The organism is Methylovulum psychrotolerans (assembly GCF_002209385.1).
In the GTDB taxonomy this organism is placed as follows: Bacteria; Pseudomonadota; Gammaproteobacteria; order Methylococcales; family Methylomonadaceae; genus Methylovulum; species Methylovulum psychrotolerans.
This window is the reverse complement of the sequence record NZ_CP022129.1, coordinates 4,142,817-4,161,451: the sequence shown is the minus strand read 5'-3', so window position 1 is coordinate 4,161,451 and position 18,635 is coordinate 4,142,817. Positions and strand designations below refer to the sequence as shown.

Annotated in this window: 19 protein-coding genes; 6 read left to right on the top strand and 13 right to left on the bottom strand. The window is 54.2% G+C overall.

Annotated elements, in window-relative coordinates; translation table 11 throughout:
• Positions 1–37: 37 nt before the first annotated feature.
• From bioD to bioF, 5 genes are all read right to left on the bottom strand, one after another.
• Entirely contained in the window at positions 38–706 is a 669-nt protein-coding gene (bioD, locus tag CEK71_RS18745; protein WP_088620811.1) for a dethiobiotin synthase, read from the bottom strand.
• Positions 703–1,482, bottom strand: coding sequence for a malonyl-ACP O-methyltransferase BioC (gene bioC, locus CEK71_RS18740; protein WP_088620810.1), 780 nt, complete (start codon positions 1,480–1,482; stop codon positions 703–705). Before bioC ends, bioD begins: the two co-directional genes overlap by 4 nt.
• Complete coding sequence (bioH, locus tag CEK71_RS18735; RefSeq protein ID WP_088620809.1) at positions 1,472–2,248, bottom strand: pimeloyl-ACP methyl ester esterase BioH; 777 nt, start codon at positions 2,246–2,248, stop codon at positions 1,472–1,474. Before bioH ends, bioC begins: the two co-directional genes overlap by 11 nt.
• A gap of 45 nt (positions 2,249–2,293) precedes the next feature.
• Complete coding sequence (locus tag CEK71_RS18730; RefSeq protein WP_088620808.1) at positions 2,294–2,509, bottom strand: AbrB family transcriptional regulator; 216 nt, start codon at positions 2,507–2,509, stop codon at positions 2,294–2,296.
• A gap of 64 nt (positions 2,510–2,573) precedes the next feature.
• A complete protein-coding gene (bioF, locus tag CEK71_RS18725; RefSeq protein ID WP_088620807.1) occupies positions 2,574–3,737 on the bottom strand; it encodes an 8-amino-7-oxononanoate synthase in 1,164 nt (387 codons plus the stop codon).
• A 139-nt stretch (positions 3,738–3,876) separates the two neighbouring features.
• Here bioF and CEK71_RS18720 point away from each other — a divergent pair, with 139 nt between their 5' ends.
• From CEK71_RS18720 to CEK71_RS18685, 6 genes are all read left to right on the top strand, one after another.
• On the top strand, positions 3,877–4,095 hold the full coding sequence (locus CEK71_RS18720) for a hypothetical protein (RefSeq protein WP_088620806.1): 219 nt from the start codon (positions 3,877–3,879) through the stop codon (positions 4,093–4,095).
• A 728-nt stretch (positions 4,096–4,823) separates the two neighbouring features.
• Positions 4,824–5,705 (top strand): ParB/RepB/Spo0J family partition protein, encoded by an 882-nt coding sequence (locus CEK71_RS18710; RefSeq protein ID WP_088620804.1) that lies wholly within the window; start codon positions 4,824–4,826, stop codon positions 5,703–5,705.
• 115 nt (positions 5,706–5,820) lie between these two features.
• Complete coding sequence (locus tag CEK71_RS18705) at positions 5,821–7,416, top strand: acyl-CoA ligase (AMP-forming), exosortase A system-associated (RefSeq protein ID WP_088620803.1); 1,596 nt, start codon at positions 5,821–5,823, stop codon at positions 7,414–7,416.
• Positions 7,413–8,648, top strand: a complete 1,236-nt coding sequence (locus CEK71_RS18700) for a pyridoxal-dependent decarboxylase, exosortase A system-associated (protein WP_198328322.1) — start codon at positions 7,413–7,415, stop codon at positions 8,646–8,648. The genes CEK71_RS18705 and CEK71_RS18700 overlap by 4 nt, the downstream gene beginning before the upstream one ends.
• A gap of 393 nt (positions 8,649–9,041) precedes the next feature.
• A complete protein-coding gene (locus CEK71_RS18690) occupies positions 9,042–10,478 on the top strand; it encodes a lipopolysaccharide biosynthesis protein (RefSeq protein WP_157679412.1) in 1,437 nt (478 codons plus the stop codon).
• A gap of 167 nt (positions 10,479–10,645) precedes the next feature.
• On the top strand, positions 10,646–11,497 hold the full coding sequence (locus CEK71_RS18685) for a radical SAM protein (protein ID WP_088620801.1): 852 nt from the start codon (positions 10,646–10,648) through the stop codon (positions 11,495–11,497).
• Between the two features lie 20 nt (positions 11,498–11,517).
• Here the strand turns inward: CEK71_RS18685 and CEK71_RS18680 are convergent, their stop codons facing one another.
• The 8 genes from CEK71_RS18680 to CEK71_RS18645 form a co-directional block, all read right to left on the bottom strand.
• On the bottom strand, positions 11,518–12,177 hold the full coding sequence (locus tag CEK71_RS18680) for a DUF799 domain-containing protein (RefSeq protein ID WP_088620800.1): 660 nt from the start codon (positions 12,175–12,177) through the stop codon (positions 11,518–11,520).
• The gene (locus tag CEK71_RS18675) at positions 12,174–12,521 is read right to left on the bottom strand and encodes a DUF4810 domain-containing protein (RefSeq protein WP_088620799.1); all 348 of its coding nucleotides are present in this window, start codon (positions 12,519–12,521) and stop codon (positions 12,174–12,176) included. Before CEK71_RS18675 ends, CEK71_RS18680 begins: the two co-directional genes overlap by 4 nt.
• Positions 12,518–13,159 (bottom strand): CsgG/HfaB family protein, encoded by a 642-nt coding sequence (locus CEK71_RS18670; protein ID WP_232463688.1) that lies wholly within the window; start codon positions 13,157–13,159, stop codon positions 12,518–12,520. Before CEK71_RS18670 ends, CEK71_RS18675 begins: the two co-directional genes overlap by 4 nt.
• A gap of 158 nt (positions 13,160–13,317) precedes the next feature.
• Positions 13,318–13,944: an HAD family hydrolase gene (locus tag CEK71_RS18665; protein ID WP_088620797.1), complete on the bottom strand. Its 627-nt coding sequence runs from the start codon at positions 13,942–13,944 to the stop codon at positions 13,318–13,320.
• Positions 13,945–14,034: 90 nt separating this feature from the next.
• The gene (locus tag CEK71_RS18660) at positions 14,035–14,655 is read right to left on the bottom strand and encodes a lytic transglycosylase domain-containing protein (protein ID WP_088620796.1); all 621 of its coding nucleotides are present in this window, start codon (positions 14,653–14,655) and stop codon (positions 14,035–14,037) included.
• Between the two features lie 10 nt (positions 14,656–14,665).
• A complete protein-coding gene (purT, locus tag CEK71_RS18655) occupies positions 14,666–15,865 on the bottom strand; it encodes a formate-dependent phosphoribosylglycinamide formyltransferase (RefSeq protein WP_088620795.1) in 1,200 nt (399 codons plus the stop codon).
• Positions 15,862–17,445, bottom strand: a complete 1,584-nt coding sequence (locus CEK71_RS18650) for a MutS-related protein (RefSeq protein ID WP_088620794.1) — start codon at positions 17,443–17,445, stop codon at positions 15,862–15,864. Before CEK71_RS18650 ends, purT begins: the two co-directional genes overlap by 4 nt.
• Positions 17,446–17,972: 527 nt before the next feature.
• The gene (locus CEK71_RS18645) at positions 17,973–18,632 is read right to left on the bottom strand and encodes an SPOR domain-containing protein (protein ID WP_088620793.1); all 660 of its coding nucleotides are present in this window, start codon (positions 18,630–18,632) and stop codon (positions 17,973–17,975) included.
• Positions 18,633–18,635 lie beyond the last annotated feature (3 nt).

Genomic DNA, 18,635 nt, shown 5'->3' with positions numbered 1-18,635 from the left:
CAAAAAGCCTCTTAAGAAATAGGGGAAATCATTCAGGCTACCGCAAGCCCGGTGTTATCAGCCCCGCCAAACCGACAAAATCCGCCGTTGCTTGATACGGCAATACGCCTAAGAGCGGGCTAGGTAAGGCAGCGGTTAGGGTGGCGATGTTGGCTTCGCGTTGGCGCATGGTGGCATCGTTGCAGACGGCTAGCCAGCCTGCACAGGGTAGGCCGGAGAGGGTAATGGCTTGGTGGCTGAGTTTGGCGTGGTTGATGCAGCCTAGGCGGATGGCGACCACCAAAATAACGGGCAAGCCTAGAACAAACGCTAAGTCGCTGATGTCGTGTTCGGCGTTGATGGGTGCGTACCAGCCGCCCGCACCTTCCACCAGTACCCTGTCGGCGTGGCTTTGTAGGGTTTGGAAGCGGCTGATGATGGTCTCCATTTGCGCCGGATTAGCCACGCCTGCCAGATGCGGCGAGACGGGTTCCTCGTAGGCGTAGGGGTTAATCAGCGGATAGGGCAGGGGGCTGGAGGCATGGTGTTGTAGCAGCAGGGCATCGGCGTTTTGCCATTGCCCGTCTTGCCACACGCAACCGGACGCGACCGGCTTCATGGCAGCGACTGTCCGCCCTTGCTGGCGGAAATAGTGCATCAGGGTGACGGTTGCCCAGGTTTTGCCGACATCGGTGTCGGTGCCGGTAATAAAATAGCCGTTGTTCATCGGGTCGCACTCACGATAAAGACTTCAAAAGTGGCGGTAATGCCGGAGGGTTCGGGGTTGGGCGGGTACGCCGCCATCATGCGGTGCAGGGCGGTTTTGCTGGTCAGGCGTTTGTTGCGTCCGGGCAATACATTATGCGCCCCAATGTCTTTAAGCTCGCGCATCAGCGCCAATACCGAGGCGTAGTGGGGCTGGTAAATATGGGTGCGGCAAGTGATGTGGCGGAAGCCTGCCTGTTGCAGGCTGGCGATAAGCTGGTCTTGCGTATAAAAATCATTGACATGCGGGTAGCTATCGACCGCCGCCCAAGCGCGTTTTAATTCCTGTAAGGTCTGCGGGCCGAAGGTGCTAAAGCGCAGTTGCCCGTCCGGTTTCAGTACCCGCCGGAGGTCGCCGAACACGGCGTTAAGGTCGCCACACCATTGCAGGGCAAGGTTGGAAAACACTTGGTCGATACTGGCGGCGGCTAAGGGCAAGGCTTCGGCATCGGCGCACAAGTAGTGTACCTGCGGGTGCGCGGCGAGTTTGGCGCGGGTGGTCTGGAGCATGGCGAGGGCAATATCCAAGGCGATCAGCGGCCCGCACCCGGTTTGGGCTAAGTGTCCGGTTAAAAAGCCCGTGCCGCAACCGATGTCCAGCACCGTGCCGTGCAGCGTGGCTAAATCGGCGGCCTGTAACAAGGCCATGCCGACTTCGCGCTGTAAATGCGCGACGCTGTCATAGCTGTGCGAGGCGGCGGCAAACGCGTGTCTTACCTGCGCTTTATCAAACATCATGGGCTTCCATAAATGCCATCAGCCGTGTCAAAACCTCGTGCGGGTGCGATAAGAACGGGATATGCGCGGCTTGCGCCAAGACCTGCACTTGGGTGTGCGGTAGCAGTTGCGGCAGGTACTCGCTGAGCGCGACCGGAATCAGGCTGTCTTTTTGGCCGAAAATCGCCAATACAGGCACGTCAACAGTTGCTAAGGCGGCGCGTAAATCGGTGCTTTTTAAAATGTCCAAGCCGCCTTGCAGGGTTTCGCCAGCCGGGGCGGGGCGGGACAGCACGGCGGCTTTTAAGGCTTTGGTCAGTTCTTTGGCGTTAGGCAAGGCCATGACTTGTATGGCTAAAAACCGCAGCAAAGTGGCTTGGGCATCGCTGGCGAGGCTGGCGGCAAAACTGTCCAACACGGTCGGCTGCATTCCCGGCCAAGTGTCTTGGCGCAAAAAACACGGATTACCCGCGACCAATACCAAGGCGTTGACCCGTTCGGGATAGCGTTGCGCCAACGCGGTCGCCACCGTCGCCCCCAACGACCAGCCCAGCCAGCAACAGGGTTGGTCGGGTAAGGTTTGGGCGAGGGTGTCGACAATCGCTTCTAAGGTGAACGGGTTGAGCGTGGCGCTGTGGCCGTGGCCGGGCAAATCGACTAAGGTGACTTGGTAATGGGCGGCCAGCTGTTCGGCAAAGCTGTGCCAGATGCCGCTGTGCATAGCCCAGCCGTGGATCATGACAATCGGCTTGCCAGTGCCTAGGGTTTGGTAGTGGAGGTTTTGCAAGAAGGCGCTTCCTTTCGGGTTTGGATATTCGGCGTTATTTAGTGGTCAGCTTCGCGTCAATGCCATAATCGCCTCAGTAGACATCGCCAATGGCGCTATCTTATGGGCGGTACGGAAACGGCTGGCTGTCGGCGCTGTTTCTATATACCAGCGGCCACTTTCATCTTGCCTGAAGTCTATATCGGTTTCGGCGGGTAAAATACCCATGCTTTCCAGCAGATTGGGCGGAATGGTCACTTGGCCTGTTGCAGTTACTCGCATAGCAAAATCTCCCCTTAGTCAGTAGTGTCTTCATAGTAATGGCCTCTATCAGGAAAAGCAACGCCTAGCCCTGGGCAACACGGATTGCGCCTAGCGCGTCCAGCAAGCCCGCCACCATGGTTTCGTCATGCCCCGCCGATAAGGTGACGCGTAACCGCGCCGTGCCTTGCGCCACGGTCGGCGGGCGTATCGCGCTGACCAGAAAACCCGCCGCTAATAAAGCTTGGCTGTAAGCCACGGCCTGCTGGCTGTCGCCGATAATCAGCGGTTGGATGGGCGAATCGGACGGCATGAGCTGTAGGCCTAACTGCGCCGCGCCGCTGCGGAATTGGCGGATGAGCGCCGCCAGTTTGTCGCGCCGCCAAGTGTCGGCTTGCACTAACCGTAAACTGGCGCGGGTCGCCTCGGCGACGGCGGGCGGTAGGGCGGTGGTGTAAATATAAGTGCGGGCGGTTTGGATAAGGGTTTCGATTAATAGCTCAGACCCGGCGACAAACGCACCAAACGTGCCGAAGCCTTTGCCTAAAGTCCCCATCAGCACCTGTACATCGTCTTGCCCCAGGCCGAACTGTTCCAACAAGCCGCCGCCGTGTGCGCCCAGTACGCCCAAGCCATGCGCGTCATCGACCATCAGCCACGCCTGATGGGCTTTGGCGGTACGCGCCAGCTCTGGTAACGGCGCGGCATCGCCGTCCATGCTAAACACGCCGTCGGTAACGACCAGTTTATTGCCTGCCGCCGCCGCCAGCAACTGCGCCAAGTGCGCGGTATCGGCATGGGCATAGCGTTTGAAGGCCGCGTTTGAGGCGAGGCCACCGTCTAAGAGTGAGGCGTGGTTTAAGCGGTCTTCCAGCACCGTGTCGCCGCGTCCGACTAAGGCGGTAATCACCCCGATATTCGCCATATAGCCCGTTGAGAACAATAACGCCCGCTCGCGTCCGGTAAACGCCGCCAACTCTTCTTCTAAAGCATGATGCGCAGTGCTATGCCCGCACACCAAATGCGCCGCGCCACTGCCCACGCCGTAAGCGTCCGCCGCCGTTTTAAAGGCCGCGACCACCGCCGGATGGTTCGCCAGCCCCAGATAATCGTTGCTGCAAAAATTAATGACGCTGCTGCCGTCCAAGTGGAGGCGGATGCCTTGCGGCGAATCGATCACGCGGCGGGAGCGGTAGAGGCCTTGCTCGGCCAGTTGGGTGAGTTTCGCGCTGAGGTGGGTGAAGGCCATGATGTAATTGCGATGGGTAAGCGTACAAGTCGTTGATTGGTTGGCCTTGCGGGCGGCTTATTTTCGGCGTACCGTACCGAAAACGACCCACAATATTATATAATCCGATTATTATCTTTCATTGGTCGGACGGTTATTTATGACCCAATTACTTGAACAAGCCTTTTCAGAAGCTTCCCAATTGCCTGAGCTACAACAAAACATGCTGGCGCAATGGTTAATGGACGAAGTGTTAACCGAAAAGAAATGGGCGGTACTGTTTGCCGAAACAGCCGACGGGTTGGCTGCATTGGCAGACGAAGCGGTGCGCGAGTATCAGCAAGGCAAAACGCAAGTGCTGGATGCGGATGCTTTGTGATTTCGCGGACGACCGAAAAATTCCGGTTATTGTTTGCCCTGTTGCCCGTAGCGATTAAGACCCAAGCTAAAACGGCCTATCACTCGATCATCAAGTTTTTCATAAAACCCACCCTGAATAGGGTAGGGGATTTGTTAAAAACACAAATGTATAGGGTAAGACTGCTCCCTCCCCTGATGGGGAGGGTTGGGGTGGGGAGAATAAAATCAATGATTTATACTTATGGCTTAGAGATTTTAATCAGACTGCTTTCTGTCTGATTAATGAAAAAAGCCTTATTTAGATTCTCCCCACCCCATCCCTCACTGCCATTAAGTTAAGAATTTAGTATTATTAATCAGTACGTTATCTGTTCGTATAACGCCAAGTAGGATTAACCGTTCGCCCTGAGCCTGTCGAAGGGTGGGCGGTTAATCCTACTTGGTTCGACCGGTTAATCCTACTTGGTTCGACAGGGCTCTCCTGAGCTTGCCGAAGGGCTCACCACGAACGGATTAATTTAATCTCTACATTATTGAAATGTAAAGTATAAATCCTTAACTTAATGGCAGTGACCCCATCCCTCCCCATCAGGGGAGGGGGGCGGATTCCATTGCAACTTGTTGTTTTAAATTAATTTGTTAAACTTTTCAATATCCGGTAGCTGAGCTATTTATCCGAATATTAAAAACTGGATGATCGAGTTATAGGGTTCTTATTCCAACCATCAAACCGACAAGTAGCAAGCAATGGCTGTACAAAAACGTGGATTAGGCCGTGGCCTGGATGCTTTATTGGGAGAAATAACGCCAAAAGACGGCGGGATGGCTGCCGATGACAGCGTTGTGGCAGTGGCTAAGCAGCAACCGCAAAATTTGCCGATAGAATATCTGCAACGGGGCAAATACCAGCCGCGTAAGGATATGAACCCTGAAAAATTACAGGAACTGGCCGATTCTATCAAAGCCCAAGGCATTATCCAGCCTATCGTGGTGCGTCAAGTGGCGGCGGAAAAATACGAAATCGTTGCAGGCGAACGGCGTTGGCGGGCGGCGCAATTGGCTAGCTTGCCAGAAGTGCCGGTGCTGATCCGGGAGATTGACGACCGCGCCGCGATGGCGATTGCCCTGATCGAAAATATCCAGCGCGAAGACCTTAACCCCTTAGAAGAGGCCGATGCGTTGCGGAAATTGCTTGACGAGTTCGCCATGACCCATCAGCAAATTGCCGATGCTGTCGGCAAATCTCGGGTCACCGTCACTAATTTGTTGCGCCTGCTCGAACTGAACTTCGAAGTCAAAAAACTGCTGGTGAACCGGCAGTTAGAAATGGGCCATGCCCGTGCCTTGTTGTCGCTGGGCGATCCGCAGCAATTGGCGATTGCCCAAAAAATTGTCAAAGATGGCCTGTCCGTCCGCGCCGCCGAGCAATTGGTCAAGCAATCCCACGCAGAACCGAAAACGCCGGCGGAAAAGCGGCTTGATAACGACACGTTGCGCTTGCAGGATGAATTGACCGCGAAACTGGGCGCGAAAGTGGTGATCGACCACAAAGACCACGGCGGCGGCAAGGTGGTGATTAGCTATACCAGCTTAGACGAATTAGACGGGATTATCGGGCAAATAAAATAAGCCCGTCAAACCATCAGCGTAGGGTGGCTTACTGGGGAGCGCGGTCATCTTGACCGCCAACCGCAAGCCGAAGGTCTGCCTTCCCTAATTTTTTGACCAGCCAGTAAAATCGATCATGCCTACCTTACTTCATCACCTGCTTTCAGAAACGCAAGCCTTACGCCCGGATGCCGAGGCTATCGTCCACAAAAAAACCGCATGGACGTATACGCAATTGCACACCTTAGTTGGGCAACAGGCCCGCGCCCTGCAAGCGGTGGGTTTACAGCCGCAGCAGCGGGTTGCGGTGTATTTGGCCAAGCAAATCGAAACGGTCAGCAGTTTTTTGGCGGTTAGCCAAGCGGGCGGAGTGTTTGTGCCGGTCAATCCGGTGTTAAAAGCTGCGCAAGTGGGCTATATCCTCAGTAACTGCAATGTCACCATCCTCATCACCTCCAAAAACCGTTTGGCAGGGTTGGCCGAGGTGTTGGCGGCTTGCCCGGATTTGCATACCGTTATCATTACCGAAGCGGAAGAGGCGGCTTATCCGCCTGTAGCGGCAAAGGCGGTGTTCGGTTGGCAAGCCTTTTTGGCGCAGGCGGCCGATTTTACGGTACCGCCGACTATTGACACCGATATGGCGGCGATTTTGTACACTTCCGGCAGTACCGGCAAGCCGAAAGGTGTGGTCATTTCGCACCGCAACCTGATTACGGGAGCGTACAGCGTCAGCGAGTATCTGGGTATCGGCCCTACGGACCGCTTGCTCGCGGTGTTGCCGTTTAGCTTTGATTATGGCCTTAACCAATTCACCACCGCGCTGTTAAAAGGTGGCTGTTGCGTGTTATTGGATTATCTGTTGCCGCGTGATGTGGTGTTGGCTTTGGCACTGTATCAGATTACCGGCCTGGCCGCCGTGCCGCCGCTGTGGGCGCAATTGGCGAACGTCAACTGGCCGGACGGCATCAATAGCCATTTGCGTTATATGACCAACTCAGGCGGCAAAATGCCTAAGGCCATTTTGGCGACTATCCGCGCCAAAGTCCCCGACGCACGGTTTTTCCTGATGTACGGCCTGACCGAAGCCTTCCGTTCGACCTATTTGCCGCCTGAGCAAATCGACCTGCGCCCCGATTCGATGGGCAAAGCCATCCCCAATGCCGAAATTGTTGTGGTGCGCGAAGACGGCAGTTTGTGCGCGGCGCACGAGCCGGGCGAGTTGGTGCATCGCGGTTCTTTAGTGGCGATGGGCTACTGGAACGACCCGGAAACCACCGCCGCCCGCTTCAAGCCCGCCCCCGGCCAACTGCCGCAACTGCCGTTGACGGAAATTGCCGTGTGGTCAGGCGATACCGTGACCCGCGACGAAGAAGGCTATTTGTATTTTGTGGGCCGCAAGGACGATATGATTAAAACCTCCGGCTACCGCGTCAGCCCCAGCGAAATTGAAGAAGTGGTTTATACGTCGGGTTTGGTGAAAGAAGCCGCCGCCTTGGGTATCGCCCATGACAGCTTGGGGCAAGCGGTGGTGGTGGTGGTCAGCGCCGAAGAGCCGGACAGTTTCGACGCGCCAGCTCTGCTTGCCGTTTGTAAAAACCAGCTACCTAATTTTATGGTTCCCGCCAAAATCATCGCCTTACCGACCTTGCCGAGAAACCCGAACGGCAAAATTGACCGCAAAGCCTTAACCGAACAGTTTGCCGGGCTGTTCCAAACCGGAGGCGCGTCATGAGCCAGGCTTCTCCCCAACATGCTGAGATGGCGGATTTTCCTGTCCAGGGCAATGACTTATTGGTGGGCGGCATCCCTTTGCCGCAATTGGCGCAACGGGTCGGCAGCACGCCCTTTTATGTCTATGACCGCCGCCTGTTAAGCCAGCGTGTCGCCGAGTTGCGCCATGCCATGCCGCCGGACTTAAAAATCCATTATGCCTTAAAGGCCAACCCTATGCCCGCCGTGGTGCAGCATCTGGCAACCTTGGTCGATGGGTTTGATTTGGCTTCGGCAGGGGAAATGAAAGTCGCCTTAGATACGGTTATGTCGCCCGTACATATCAGCATGGCGGGGCCGGGTAAGCGCCCCGCTGAATTGTTGCAGGCCTTGGCGGCGGGTATTACCGTCAATGTCGAGTCTTTTCATGAGCTGGAGACCCTCGCGCAATTGTCGGCACAAACCGGGTTGAAAGCGCGGGTGGCGGTGCGCATTAACCCCGCGTTTGAGCTGAAAGCGTCGGGCATGAAAATGGGCGGCGGCGCGAAGCCGTTCGGCATTGATGAAGAGCGTCTGCCGGACGCGTTACAGCGTATTAAAGCCCTTGATTTGGCCTTCCAAGGTTTCCATATTTACAGCGGCTCGCAAAACCTCAAAGCCGAGTCCATTATCGAAGCCCAGCAACAAAGTCTAGATTTGGCTTTACGCTTGGCGGCGTATTGCCCCAGCCCGATCCGCACCCTGAATATCGGCGGCGGCTACGGCATCCCGTATTTTCCCGGCGAAAGCCGTTTAGATACCCGGCAAGTCGGCACCGCTTTAGGGGCGGCAATGGCGCGGTTTAAGGCCGAGCAGCCGGACACCGAGATTGTCATCGAATTGGGGCGTTATCTGGTCGGTGAAGCGGGCTTGTATGTGGCGAAAGTGCTTGATAAAAAAATCTCGCGCGGGCAGGTTTTCCTGGTGGTTGACGGCGGTTTGCACCACCATCTGGCGGCATCGGGTAATTTCGGCCAAGTCATCCGCAAGAATTATCCGGTGGCGATAGGCACTAACATGCGCGGTACGGCCTTGGAAACGGTCAGTATCGTAGGGCCTTTGTGTACGCCTTTAGACATTCTCGCCGATAAGATGGCCTTGCCGATAGCGGACATCGGCGATTTAGTGGTGGTCTACCAATCTGGCGCGTATGGTTACACCGCCAGCCCCGACCTCTTCCTGTCCCAGCCTAAGGCAGAAGAGCTATTAGTTTGACACGCTGCCTGTCTGGCTAACGCCCTAGGCAATGAAGGCTTTATTAACTGACGTTACGCAGTAAGGTGCTTTACTCCCGTTTGCCGCGCCGAGCATCGCAGGTTTTGTCGGGATAAGCCCGCAGGGGCGCGGCAGGGATGCCGCGCGTCGGTAAATGGGCAGGAAGCCCATTTTACCGACCCCCGACAAAACCGAGAAGCGCAGGAAGAAGCGGCAACTGGGTCGCCTTTTCTTTGGATACTTTCTTTTGGCGGAGCAAAAGAAAGTATCTCGCCTTCGGGTGCGAGAACCCGATTAAAAAAGCCGTCGCGACAGCGACTCATCGCTACATTTTTCAATATCGAAAAAGTGACTGCGTAATATCAGTTATTAACCTCACCCCGAAAACCCATTTTGAACAGCATCAATAAGTCGTTAATTTACTCTCTGGCGGAAAGCTATCTGTGTATGCTGATCCAGATAGCATCCAGCATGATTATTGCCAGATTACTGACCCCCAGCGAAATCGGCAAGTTTTCCATCGGCATGGCCGCGTTAGCGATAGCGCACATGCTGCGTGATTTTGGGGTCGGGGCTTATATGGTACACGCGAAGGAGTTGACCAAACAGGATATGAAGGCGGTGTTCGGCATTGCCATTTTGACCGCGTGGAGCCTTGCCGCCGCCCTGTATTTTGCCCGTTACGCCATTGCCGGATTTTACCATGAACCCGCTTTGGCAGAGATTTTGGGCTGGATGTGCATTAACTTTCTGGTTATCCCCTTTAGCTCGACAGTCTTCCCGTTGCTGATGCGGGAAATGAAATTCCATCTGCTGTTTTATATTAACTTGATCCCGACCTTATTGTCGTCTGGACTGTCAATTTATTTGGCCTACCATGGCTATGGCTATATGAGTTTGGTCTGGGGGTCATTAGCCAATATCAGCTTGGCGGCGGTCATGGCGACTGGTTTGCGGCCCCGTTATTCCTTCGTATTGCCTAGCCTAAAAGGTAGCTTGCATATCCTCGCGTTTGGCGGCAAAGCCAGTCTGACCAATATCGTGGCGCAAATCGGCAATAATGCCGCCGAGCTGATGATAGGCAAAACCTTAGGCTTTGCCAGCGTCGCGTTGTTCAGCAAGGCGCAAACCTTGACGGAAATGTTCTCGCACCAATTTCTTGGCGCGATCACGAAAGTGTATTTTCCGGCAATAGCCCAACGCCATCGGGATGCGTTGCCGATTAATTCCGCTTATGCCGATTCCACCGTCTACATCACCGCGTTCGCTTTCCCGTTTTTCGGTTTTATGGCCTTATACGCCGAAGAAATTATCTTAATTATGTTCGGTAGCCAATGGTTAGCTTCGGCGGAACTGATCAGAATCTTGGCCTTAGGCGGTTGCCTGTACGCCATCACTGCGTTTGCCCCCAATACTATCAACGCCATCGGTAAGCCGGGTTTGCTGTTAAGGATACAACTGTTTATCCAATGTTTCCGTATCGGCGTTACCCTGCCTGCTGCTTTTATGTCGTTAAGCATGGTCGCCTGGGCGCAAACCGTTACCTTTGGAGTGGGTTTGTTCATCTATCTGCCCGTACTCCGTTATTTAATCCAACTGAATGCCTGGCGGCTGTTAGGACGGATATTCGCCGCTAATTTGATTATGGCTGCGCTAGCTTTAGCCCTCCCGTTTGCCATCAAACATTATCTGGAAGTGCAGGGCCTGCCCACGGTTGGCTTGCTGGCCTTAGCGGGCGGCAGTTTTGCGCTATCGTGGGTAGTGGCGTTATTTGTGACCCGCAACCCGTTGGCGGGGCAGTTTATGAAAATGTTAGGAAAAAAACCATAACTTAAAAAAAGCTGGGCAAACCGCTTAAACCAGTGAACGTTACGCCCAACTAGGCAAGTATGTGAACATTTGTCACTCCCAGCCGTTTAGGCGCAGAAAAAAGCATATAAAATCCCCAGAAAGCCGTAGAATAGTAGGGTTAAGGCCTCACTATTTAAGCGGAATTCATGGGTTCAAAATTATCAGTCAATAGCCATCGTGCCGATATTATCGGCCTGACCTATATCTACCCGGTGCTGTCCAGACGGGCGGGCGGATTGTCTATCGGGATTAACTTTAACACCAACAATACCTGCAATTGGCGGTGCGTCTATTGCCAAGTGCCTAATCTGACCCTGGGCGCGGCTCCGGCCATTGACTTTGCCTTATTGGCGGCAGAATTGCGGCAGTTTTTGGCGGATGTCCTGCACGGGGATTTTTATGACCGTTTTGAAGTCGATGCCGATAAGCGGGTGATTAAGGATATTGCCATTGCGGGTAATGGCGAGCCGACGACGCTGAAGGCGTTCGCGCGGGCGGTCGGGCTGATCGGGCAAATCGCCACTGAGGCGGGGGTATTTCCGGCCAGCGATTATGTGCTGATCACCAACGGCAGCCTGTTGCACCAACCTAGGGTGCAGGAAGGCTTGCGGGTGCTGAACGCGTATCACGGGCAAGTGTGGTTTAAGTTTGACAGCGCCACCGAAGCGGGGCGGCTGTTGGTCAATAATTCTGGCCAAAGCTGTCAGGCGGCGGTGCAAAATGTCCTGACCGCCAGCCAGCTCTGTAAGACCAAGCTGCAAACCTGCCTGTTCGATTTTGCCGGACGCGGCTTGCCGGAGAGCGAAAAGCAGGCGTATCTGGCGATGTTAAGGCAACTGAAAGACCACTGTAATGTCCGGCAGATTATGCTCTACACCATTGCCAGACCATCGGCGCAACCGGAAGCGGCACAGTTGGCCAAGCTGCCGGTTGAAGAATTGGCAGCGTTTGCCGAAGAGATCCGCCAACTAGGCTTTACCGTGTCGGTGAGCGGCTGAGCGGGCTTATCCCTTAGCTTTTAAGGCTTACAACGGCCTGCCGTACCGGGCGGGCTGTAAGGCCCGGCGATAAAGCCCTTGTTGCTATCGTAAATCATGCTGTTATTGGCCAGCACCGATAGCTGATGGGTATAATCCACCATTGAACTCATGATTTGCTGCACGGCGGCGGACACCAGCATGGCGATAGGGTCAGCACCGCCGGAGCCTTGGCTGGCTTCTTGTTTGCCCTGCCAAAGCATTTGCCCGGTCGCGGTATCCACCAGCTTGGCATGGGCGGTAATGACTGTCATCGATTGGATGGCGATATATTTTTGCCCCCATTCTTCAATCATAATATACAGGACGGCATCCGCACCGATGATGCTTCTGATCTTATCCAAAGCGACCCCGTGCATCTCATCAGGGTAAGGCAGGCCGTTTTCCTTCAAATACGCATCCACCACCGCCACCGGAAACACATAATAGCCGCACTCGGCTAACGGTTGGGTAATGGTCGATAAGTCAGTATAAGGGGCATTAACGTTAGTGGTCTTATTTAAGGGCGGCAAGACCAAAATGGAGCGGGGGCGGTGATTGCGGAACGCCACATAATCGGTACCTGGCGGTGTCGCGCAGCCTGCAACCGCCATAACCGCGCTGAGCAGTGCCACGTTTAAAGGGTACTTGACGGGCTTCATTTTTTTAACCTCCCTATCATGCCATCGATAAAAGTTACCGATTCAGGAAACAGCACTTTTTCCGAGCTAAACTCGGTCAGCGCGGCTTGGGTATTGCCCTGCAAAAAATACATATAGCCTAGATGGGCATGTAAGCCCGGCGGCACTTTTAGCCCCGCCGCCTTGGCGTTGGCGAGGTCTTCCTGTAATTTTACGACTTGGGTGTCGGGTTCCGCCGAGCCGGGTTTGTTATACATAGTATAAATCAGCCCTTCATATTCACCCCAATAGTACAGGGGTTTAGGCGCACAGCCTGCCATTATCAGACCACCTGCCACTAATCCGGCTTTTAGCGCTTGCTTCATAGTGACGGTTTCCACGCACCTTGCTCCAGCCCCGCCACCAAATGCTGGACGGCTTCCATAATCGCCAAATTGATGACTTTACCGTTCAAGGTTGCATCATACCCCGCGTCCGAACCGAAGCCGATAATTTCCCGGCTGCTCAGCTCATATTCGCCCGCGCCTTGTGCCGAATACAGGATGCGCGAGGTTTTGACATCGACCACGTTTAAGGCGACTTTAGCATAAGCGGTTTGGCTTTTACCGTAGCCGAGTATCCCGAACAGTTGCGTATCGCCCGTGGTACGGCGGCCAAATTCGGTGACATCGCCAGTCAACACCACTTGGGCACCTTGAAGCTGTTGCCCCGCGCCGCGAAACTTGGCTTCTTGGGCAATTTCGTCCATATTTTCCCGGTCAACCACATCAAAACGCCCCGACTGTTGCAAATGGGTTTTTAAGATCGTCTTGGCCTGATTACCTAACTGGTCAACCCCATCGGAAAAAATGCCGCGCATATAGGTCGAGCGGTTCTGGAATTTGCCGACCACCAAGACTTGCTTTTCGCCAAAATAAGGGCGTTGGTAAGTCGTGACCGTCTCTGGCACTAATGCCTTATGTGATTCGGTCGCGCAAGCGCCCAATAGCAGGGTTACGGCCATAACCAGACCTGCGCTAAGACGGCTTGGCTGAGATAATAAACGCCCCATAAAATGTTTCCCTCTAGTTTATCGTGATCAATGCGGATGGATGGCAAATACTGCCGGCCTAGTAATGGTGGGATAGTGTAAGGCTTTGGAGGATTTTAGCCTATAGGTATTTATACCAAGACCTTATCTAACAGGTTTTTAAATTCTTGCCCCTTGGGTAAGTGTAGGGCATGGAGGCCGACCGCCTGCGCCCCTTGCACATGGCCTAAGGTATCGTCAATAAAGATTGTTTCCTCAGGTTTGAGGCCGTTTTCCTCTAAGACCAACTGAAAAATGTCCGGGTCGGGCTTGCGCAACTTCACGTCGCAAGAATAGTAGACTTTATGGAAAAACGGTTGCAAGTTCGCCACCGCATGATGGTCGGCTAAGGTTTTTTCAAAGGTGCGGATGTGGGTGGTGTTGGTGTTGCTTAACAGAAACGTCCGGTAATGTTGTTTGTAAACCGTCAGTTGCGCTAAGCGGTGGCCGGGAAAATCCAGCAACATGGCGTTCCAAGCCCGCTCCAATTCGGCAATGGGCTGGGGTAAGTGAAAGTCGCTTTTAAGGGTGGCGAAAAAATCATCTTCGCTGATCAGCCCCTTATCGAATTGGTCAAACAACGGAGTTTGCGCCAATTGGCTGAACACCTGGGCAAACTCGGCAATGCCCAAGGCTTCAAACGCGCGGATAGTGCGGGGTATATCAAGGTTAATGACCACACCGCCTAGGTCAAAGATAAGGTTTTTAATGGTTGGCATATCGGCTTTGCTCAGGGAATGTGAGGTATCCTGCTCCCTGAGCGAAGCCGAAGGGAGCGCTATTATCAAACAATGGCGTTTATCCGCCCCTTAGCGGTTATACAAAGCCAGCACTTGCCGGACATAGTTTTGGGTTTCTGGGTAAGGGGGGATGGAGTTGTTGTGTCTGATGACGGCGTTTTCGCCGGCGTTATAGGCGGCGACGGCCAGGTCGATATTGGGTTCAAACATCGTGATCAGATGCTTGAGATAGCGGGTGCCGCCATCGATGTTTTGTTCGGGGGCGGAACTGTCCATCACCCCAAACCGCCGTGCGGTGGCGGGCATTAACTGCATTAGCCCGACCGCCCCTTTCGGTGATACGGCATCGGCATTATAAGCCGATTCGGTTTGGATAACGGCATGGACTAGCTTAGCGTCAACTTGGTGTTTGGCCGCCGCCTGTTCGATCAGGTCGGCAAAGCGTTGCTTATTGGCTTCGTTATAACGGCCTATCCTGGGGCTGGTATTAGTATTGGCGCTAAGGTAGACGTTGGTAAAATAATTGCGTGACCGCCGTTCGGCTTTAGATTTAATAATCCGTTTATACATACCGCCTTTCGGCTCGTCAGTATAATAAGTGTGTCCGTCGCTATCGACATATTTATAAATATCAGCACCAGCCTCTTGGGTGAGGCTCAAGATGAATACAATAAACAGTTTTTTTACCATAAGAATACCTTTAGGCAGTTTTAATCACGATTAATTGCGCCGCTTGTACGGCTTTGCTACGCGCGGCTTCTATACTTGTCCCGGTGGCTAAGGCTACGCCCATACGCCGATGGCTATAGGCGACCGGCTTACCGAACAGGCGGATGTCGCTATCGGGTACAGCCAAGGCTTGGGCAAGACCGGCATAGACTACACCCTCGGCATCCACTCCGCCAAGAATTACCGCACTAGCACCGATGTTTTGCAGGGCGGGATTAACCGGCAAGCCTAAAATGGCGCGGGCGTGCAGGTCAAATTCGGTTTGGCGTTGCGTTACCATTGTCACCATGCCCGTGTCGTGCGGCCTAGGGCTGACCTCGCTAAACCATACGGTATCGCCCTGCACAAACAGCTCGACCCCAAACAGCCCTAAGCCGCCTAAGGCGGCGCAGATTTTTAAGGCTATCGCTTGGGCATTAGCCAATGCGGCGGCGGTCATGGCTTGCGGTTGCCAGCTTTCGCGGTAATCGCCTTGCTCTTGGCGGTGGCCGATAGGCTCGCAAAAATGGGTTTCTATTTCGCCTTGGGCATTGAGGGCACGGACGGTGAGCAGGGTAATCTCAAAATCAAACTCAATTTTCGCTTCGACAATCACCTTGCCCGTATCGACGCGGCCACTGGCTTTGGCGGTATCCCAAGCGGGGCGCAATTGTTCGGCGGATTTGACCATAGACTGGCCTTTGCCGGACGAAGACATGGTCGGTTTGATAAAGCAGGGGTAGCCGATACCGCCGTCGACCGCCGCTTGCAGTTCGTCAAACGATTCGGCGAAGGCATAAGCCGACGTGGCGATATCCAGCTCTTCGGCGGCTAAGGCGCGGATGCCCTCGCGGTTCATGGTCAATTGGATGGCGCGGGCGTTCGGGACGATGGTGCAAAGCCCTTCCGCCTCAATCTCCGCCAGTGCCGCCGTGGCAATCGCCTCAATTTCTGGGATGATAAAATGCGGCCGCTCCAAGGCAATCAGTTGCTTAACCGCCACCGCGTCGGTCATATCAATGACATGGCTGCGGTGTGCGACTTGCTGGGCGGGGGCATTGGCATAGCGGTCAACGGCAATGACCTCGACCCCGTAACGTTGCAGGGCGATAGTCAGTTCTTTGCCCAACTCGCCACTGCCCAAAAGCAAGGCGCGGGTGGCGTTGGGGGTTAATGGCGTACCTATCATCATTTTGTCTCTGCTAAATAATTGTCGATGTCTTCTTTAGAAAAGCCGATTTTCTTGGCGACCCGGTCGGCATGGCTGACGCGGGAAATGCCTTCCACCAGCCGATAGGTCGGTGCGTCATTGGCAAATTCGACTTGTTTGGGCATCCCTATCCTTTTCTTAACGAAGTGGTCGACCAATTGGTGGTTATGGGTAATCAATACCGTGCTGTTGCCCTTGCGGTAAAAACCGTCGAGGACATTGGTGGAGGATTCCATTTTTTCTTCAAACGTGGTGCCTTCCGATAATTCATCAAGCACCACCAAGCTTTTCGCGGTGGTCGCCAAAAAGATGTCCTTGGTGCGTTTTAGTTCCGTACCGAAGCGGCCTTCGCCGTCATTCAAATGGCTAATTTCCGGCACTTGGTAGAAAATCCGGTCGGCTACCGTCAGGGTGGCGGTTTTGGCAGGGACAAAACAGCCAATCTGCGCCAGCAATTGGATTTGGGTGATGGTCTTGCAAAAGGCGGTTTTGCCGCCGCTGTTAGGTCCTGTGACCAGCAACAGTTTTTCGTCGTCTAAAGCCAAATCATTGCCGACATAATCATTGTAGGCTTTGCTTAACACCGGATTTCTGGCCTCGGTCAGGTTCATCCGGTGGTGTGGGCTGTCGATCAAGCTGGGTAGGACCACATTGTGGCCAAAATGCTCGGCAAATTTTAAGAACGACAACAGTTCATCCAACTGCCCCAGCGCGTCTAAGGTTTCGCCGACGGCGGCGGAACTGCGGTAAATGCCGCGCAACGGCACAATGGCCTTGTCGCGGTCAAAGCCGCCGATAATCGGAAAATACAATAGCAGCAACGGTGACAAAAACACCACCTGATCGGGCAATTCCACGCGCATATCAGCCGGGGCAAAAGTGCTGATCAGCCAGTACAGGGCAAACACCGTCACCAGCAATAAAGGCTTAAGGATACGCGGCACAAACACCACCGCAGGCAACAGCGAACCGCGCCGCTCTTCGCGGCATTGGATGCCGCGCTCGGTCAGGTACACAGGCCCCTTCATCAGCGAATAGGAGCGGGTGTCGGCGAAGTTGCTGATGGTGGCGAACAGTTCTTGCAAGTACGCGCTGTCAGGCTTTTCAATAGCCTGGACGTGGTCGACCGCATCAAGCAGAAACTGTACGCCTTTTTTGTATTGCGCATAGCCATAACCTTCGATCTCGTGGGCTTCCCGCGCCGTAGTGAACGAGCCGAGGAAATTGCCGAACAGCAGGCGGTAAAAATGGCCTTCTTGCTGGGCCGCGTGGTCAATCAGCGCGGTCAGGGCTGCCGCCAGATGCGGCTTGTCGCCCAGTTCCTGCACCGCTGCCTGCTTGGCGTGCAGCACTTCTAGCGAGTCTGAGGGTTGGGTGAGCGAGCGGTACAGCACGGCTTGCCCGGCGGTGGTGGTGGCGTAGTTGACGGCATCGAACACTTTATCGACTTCTAGGGTACTGAACGCGCTTTCGTCGATCACCCCCTCGCCCGTCGGTAACGGCTGGGAAGCTTTTATGTTAGGCCAGACATCTTGCCAGAGGGTTAACAGGGTCTCTTTCATAGTTGCGTCTCTTTAATTATTATTTTGAGGGCTAGAGGTTTTTTAACGGCACGGCTGTGGCATGTTACGCGTGCCGCACTGTTAAAGGTATATCCTGTACTGAAATACTACGCAAGCTTGGAGTGCAAAGGTCTTTAGCCTTTGCACGATGGCCTAAATTGCTTACTTAGGAACGTGCATAAAAAAAATCTGTTGAACAGGCAAAAGTACGGCAACTCCCTCCCTCCTGAGCGAAGCCGAAGGGCTTCCCCTTGTCAGGGGGAGGGGCGTTTTCCCCTTGATTTTCGCCTGTATGACGGGAAAGTCATTTGCTCCCTCCCCTGCCAAGGGGAGGGCTGGGGTGGGGTTTAACACGCAGAGATATAATGGAACGCCCACTTAATTTCATGCGCCTTCCTTAACGCCGGAAGACAGGTTGACCTATCCGGTTAGGCCATCGTGCAATGGCTAAAGAACATTGCACTCCACTCTGTGCCGCGCAACGGGTGACGGTTCTTATAACGGATAGCTGGCCATCTACTTAAACCCTACTGGCTACGGCGTTGCGGGGTCTGCACCACAGGTTTGGTCGGGGCCATTTCGGTGACGATGACATTCGCGCCCATGGTTTTTAGGCGCAAACGGATGTCGTTGACGCTCTTCATCTGCGTGAAAGGCCCTAACTTGACACGGTGGGTGGTCACGCCGTCGATTTTCGCCTTATCTACTTTCGAGGCGATGCCCATTAAGGCCAGCTTGGCGCGGAGTTGGTCGGCTTCCTTAAAGGTTTGGAACGAACCCACCTGCATGACATACTTGGCATCTTTTGCCTTACCGATACGCTCTTCACGGACACGGGTTTTTAGCTCATAATCGGGCACCACCACTTCCTTATCGGGCAAGACGGTGTAAAACTCAAAATGCGGGGGCTTAGGCTTGGGCGGTTCTTTGGTCTCAGGCACCGCCGCTGCCGTACCTTTTTTAGGGTCGGTAGCTGTGGCCGTAGTGCCCGTACCCGCTGCCGTGTTGTTACCCGCCACATAAGACGGCGGCGGCTCTTTTGGGGAGGTGAGTTTTAGGTAGGCCAAAAAGGCAATGAAAGCAAACACCAAAGCCCCAACCAACAGCCCTTGCCAGCGGGTAATAACCCGTTTGGAAGACGGGCTTTTCTTTTTGATGGTACCCCGGTGTTTGTAATCTTTAGCCATACA

Bases quoted from the DNA above. Each gene is read 5' to 3' on its own strand.
- bioD (WP_088620811.1), bottom strand. From the start codon at position 706: ATGAACAACGGCTATTTTATTACCGGCACCGACACCGATGTCGGCAAA.
- bioC (WP_088620810.1), bottom strand. From the start codon at position 1,482: ATGATGTTTGATAAAGCGCAGGTAAGACACGCGTTTGCCGCCGCCTCG.
- CEK71_RS18730 (WP_088620808.1), bottom strand. From the start codon at position 2,509: ATGCGAGTAACTGCAACAGGCCAAGTGACCATTCCGCCCAATCTGCTG.
- bioF (WP_088620807.1), bottom strand. From the start codon at position 3,737: ATGGCCTTCACCCACCTCAGCGCGAAACTCACCCAACTGGCCGAGCAA.
- CEK71_RS18720 (WP_088620806.1), top strand. From the start codon at position 3,877: ATGACCCAATTACTTGAACAAGCCTTTTCAGAAGCTTCCCAATTGCCT.
- CEK71_RS18710 (WP_088620804.1), top strand. From the start codon at position 4,824: ATGGCTGTACAAAAACGTGGATTAGGCCGTGGCCTGGATGCTTTATTG.
- CEK71_RS18705 (WP_088620803.1), top strand. From the start codon at position 5,821: ATGCCTACCTTACTTCATCACCTGCTTTCAGAAACGCAAGCCTTACGC.
- CEK71_RS18700 (WP_198328322.1), top strand. From the start codon at position 7,413: ATGAGCCAGGCTTCTCCCCAACATGCTGAGATGGCGGATTTTCCTGTC.
- CEK71_RS18685 (WP_088620801.1), top strand. From the start codon at position 10,646: ATGGGTTCAAAATTATCAGTCAATAGCCATCGTGCCGATATTATCGGC.
- CEK71_RS18680 (WP_088620800.1), bottom strand. From the start codon at position 12,177: ATGAAGCCCGTCAAGTACCCTTTAAACGTGGCACTGCTCAGCGCGGTT.
- CEK71_RS18675 (WP_088620799.1), bottom strand. From the start codon at position 12,521: ATGAAGCAAGCGCTAAAAGCCGGATTAGTGGCAGGTGGTCTGATAATG.
- CEK71_RS18670 (WP_232463688.1), bottom strand. From the start codon at position 13,159: ATGGCCGTAACCCTGCTATTGGGCGCTTGCGCGACCGAATCACATAAG.
- CEK71_RS18665 (WP_088620797.1), bottom strand. From the start codon at position 13,944: ATGCCAACCATTAAAAACCTTATCTTTGACCTAGGCGGTGTGGTCATT.
- CEK71_RS18660 (WP_088620796.1), bottom strand. From the start codon at position 14,655: ATGGTAAAAAAACTGTTTATTGTATTCATCTTGAGCCTCACCCAAGAG.
- purT (WP_088620795.1), bottom strand. From the start codon at position 15,865: ATGATGATAGGTACGCCATTAACCCCCAACGCCACCCGCGCCTTGCTT.
- CEK71_RS18650 (WP_088620794.1), bottom strand. From the start codon at position 17,445: ATGAAAGAGACCCTGTTAACCCTCTGGCAAGATGTCTGGCCTAACATA.
- CEK71_RS18645 (WP_088620793.1), bottom strand. From the start codon at position 18,632: ATGGCTAAAGATTACAAACACCGGGGTACCATCAAAAAGAAAAGCCCG.